Genomic DNA, 3,118 nt, shown 5'->3' with positions numbered 1-3,118 from the left:
ACGGCAAAGCTGCAAAACGCGCATGCTCGTTTTCACCGGAAGAGAATGACTGTGGTATCTCGATTTCTTCTTTCTCTTCAGGTGCTTACGACAACTTTCCTAGTCTTCGACTAAGATTAAATATGCGCATGCGCAGTATTAAAAATGTTATGCTTTTATTTTGACAGTCAATTTTATATTTAAAGGAGAGTGTAATCGTGAGTGATAAAGCTGGATTGTCGATTAAAGGAGAGAGCATCCAGAGTCTTTACGGATCCTATCTTAAACAGCTCTTTCTGGTGAATCGAAGATACCAGAGAAAATTAGTTTGGACCGTAGAAGAAAAACGCTCATTCATTAACTCTATCGTTAGCGGTTACCCTGTACCTCTGGTATTGCTGGCTGAAGTCTCAAAGGTCAATGATCGAAAGCTCGAAATAATCGATGGAATGCAGAGAATGAATGCCATCATGTCTTTTATTGATCAAGAGTTTGACTTAGATGGTCAATATTTCGATTTGGACACCATGGCTGATACGAAGATACTTAAGGATAATGGAGTAATAAAGCAAAAAAGTTGAATTTTGGATAGGAAGATTTGTGCAGATATTGTTCGATATCAAGTTCCTCTATCTGTTTTCCAAGAATCTGGTGACAGTCACATAGATGAAGTTTTTCGTCGGTTAAACTCGGGTGGTAGACACCTATCAAAGCAGGAACTCAGGCAAGCGGGAGCAGTAAGCAAGTTTGCATCAATTGTTAGAAAGCTTGCAAGCAATATTCGAGGCGACTCTAGCGCCTCTGACATCCTGAACCTAAATTCGATGAAGAATATTAGCATAACAAATAGAAGTTTAGATTACGGTATACCTGTAGATGAAATATTTTGGGTTCACAACAGTATTATTACGAAAGAAGATCTTCGGCAGTCAAAGGATGAAGAGGTTATAGCAGACATTGTTGCCTGGGTTTCATCGGATAAAGGTATAAGATCTAGCTCAGACATTTTAGATCAGCTTTATGGGTTTGAGGAGGAGCAAGCTGAATCATCATTATCTTCTTCAGTAGAGCTTCAAATACAAAAGATTAATGACGATGTTGTAATTTCAAATGTCCAGTTTGTTTTTGATGAAATAATAGGCATCGTTGAAAGTTCTGGAAAGACTTTCAACAAGCTTTTATTTGACAACCAGCAGGCAAAAATTGCTCGTTATTTTCAAATTGTTTTTTATGCGTTTTATGAACTCCTCATAAATGAAGGAATGAAAATATCTGATCCTGATCAGCTGATAGAAATACTGAACAAGGCTGGCGACAAAACAATAACCTTATCGGGTGGCGGAGGAAATTGGTCAGCGAAAGAAAAGCAAACTCAATCGGATGCCCTGGTTGGTGTGATAAGAAAGTGCTTCTCAAAAAATATTGATAATGATCCGTCCCGAAATCAATGGGTGACGAGATTTGAAAATATTTTGATGCAGTCATCAACAGAGCAAACTTTGTATGACTTCAAGGTCGGTCTCCACTCATTACATGAGAATGGAACAGAATTAGATGTTGCGACCTTCTCCAAGATCATTAAAACTCTTACAGCTATGGCAAACACACTGCCTGGTGCAACTGGATATTGCATCCTTGGAGTTGCAGACACTAACGGCTGTGCAGAGAGACATAAGTCTATATATGGTAATACTTGGGTTTCTTATTCCTCGTTCCGTATCACCGGGGTAAATGATGAGGCAGAAAAGTATCACGGCAGTGTTGATAAGTATTTCACGAAAATTGTACAGCTTGTCAAGAGTCAGCCTATAAGCAGTAGAGATAAAGATAATATTTCTAGAAATATTGCAGCAATTAAATATTTTGACAAGGAACTGATAGTATTGAAGATAGAGTCAGGTGACACACCTTCCATTTACGATGGAAAATATTATGTCCGTCATGGCAGTAATGTTGATGAAGTTTTACCTGAAAACTTTGGTGAATTATTTGCTAGATTTCAAGGCTAAAGCATAACCAGTAGCGTCAGTCGGACCGGTTTTTAGCGCTCGCGCAAAAAACCGGCCGCTGCGCAAGGCGTTATATGGTGGAGATCGAAAACGAATGACCACACCGAAGAGGCATCACTTTATACCTAAAGGGATTCTGAAGGGATTTACATTTGATTCAAAAAATAAAAAAATCAAAGCTTTTGATAAGCTAGAAAATAAATTTTTCCCTCCTAATATTATAAATGCAGCGTGTGTTTCCAGACTGTATGACTTTCAAGACATTAAGAAATCTCTTGAATACGAATTTTTTGGAAAAATTGATGGTCGCGGGATTGATGTAATTGATAAAATACGTCAATCGCCAGGATCTTATAAAATGACACCAGGAGAATATGAAAGTGTCGTTGAATATGTCGCTTCCCAGATATGTAGAACACCAACTGTACTCGAACGGAGTAAACGACTGAATGAAACTCTAGAGGGTCAGTTTGGAAAAGATTATTCGATAGTAAAAGATAATGCTCAAGATGACTTTCTAAACTCGGTACTCCACGATACTGAAAAATACTGCGAGATTCTTAAAAAGAAGAAGTTTAGAGTTTATGAGGAGCGCGGTAATGGTGAATTTATAATTGGGGATAGTCCTGTTATATCTGTCCATGATGGGAACGTGGTTGAACAATTTAAGTCATATATGTTTCCCGTGAATAATTATGACTCTTTTGCTTTACCTATTAGCCCCAAACTTCTGCTCGTATTCTATGAAGAAAATGCTTTTGATAATAGTTTTAGAATTGCTAGTTTAAACAACACCTTTCAGTTCTTTAGAGCATATAGGTTTGTATATGGTCGTTGTGAGAAGAATCTAGGCAGAGAAAGGAAGTCCTATTTTGAGACTGCGTTTGATTATGTAAGCAGTATTCGCCCTGAGTTCGTGGAAAGGGAAAAAATCGAGCGGGGACAGCCAATTTATCTTGATCAAGAAAGAATATTGTTTAGTGATGAGCTCGTTGAGAAGATTAAATCCATATAACAAGTCAAAGCACTCGGACGCTGTAGTTCCCCCGGTTCAGTGGACACCTCGATCTAATTCAGACGAGGTGAGATATGCCAGCGTACAAGAACCCAAAAAAGACGCGACAGTACAC

3 protein-coding genes are annotated in these 3,118 nt (G+C 38.3%); all 3 read left to right on the top strand.

Annotated elements, in window-relative coordinates:
• Positions 1-197: 197 nt before the first annotated feature.
• The 3 genes from BLV48_RS18630 to BLV48_RS18620 all read left to right on the top strand — a co-directional run bounded on the left by BLV48_RS18630 (position 198) and on the right by BLV48_RS18620 (position 3,003).
• Positions 198-560 carry a DUF262 domain-containing protein gene (locus BLV48_RS18630; RefSeq protein WP_175527744.1) on the top strand — a complete coding sequence of 121 codons (363 nt, stop codon included), beginning with the start codon at positions 198-200 and terminating at the stop codon, positions 558-560.
• A gap of 3 nt (positions 561-563) precedes the next feature.
• Complete coding sequence (locus tag BLV48_RS18625) at positions 564-1,988, top strand: AlbA family DNA-binding domain-containing protein (RefSeq protein ID WP_091828270.1); 1,425 nt, start codon at positions 564-566, stop codon at positions 1,986-1,988.
• Positions 1,989-2,082: 94 nt separating this feature from the next.
• The gene (locus tag BLV48_RS18620) at positions 2,083-3,003 is read left to right on the top strand and encodes a DUF4238 domain-containing protein (protein WP_091828269.1); all 921 of its coding nucleotides are present in this window, start codon (positions 2,083-2,085) and stop codon (positions 3,001-3,003) included.
• The last annotated feature ends 115 nt before the right edge of the window (positions 3,004-3,118 follow it).

This window comes from Marinobacterium iners DSM 11526 (assembly GCF_900107855.1).
Taxonomy (GTDB): domain Bacteria; phylum Pseudomonadota; class Gammaproteobacteria; order Pseudomonadales; family Balneatricaceae; genus Marinobacterium; species Marinobacterium iners.
This window is presented reverse-complemented; position numbering and strand designations above follow the sequence as displayed.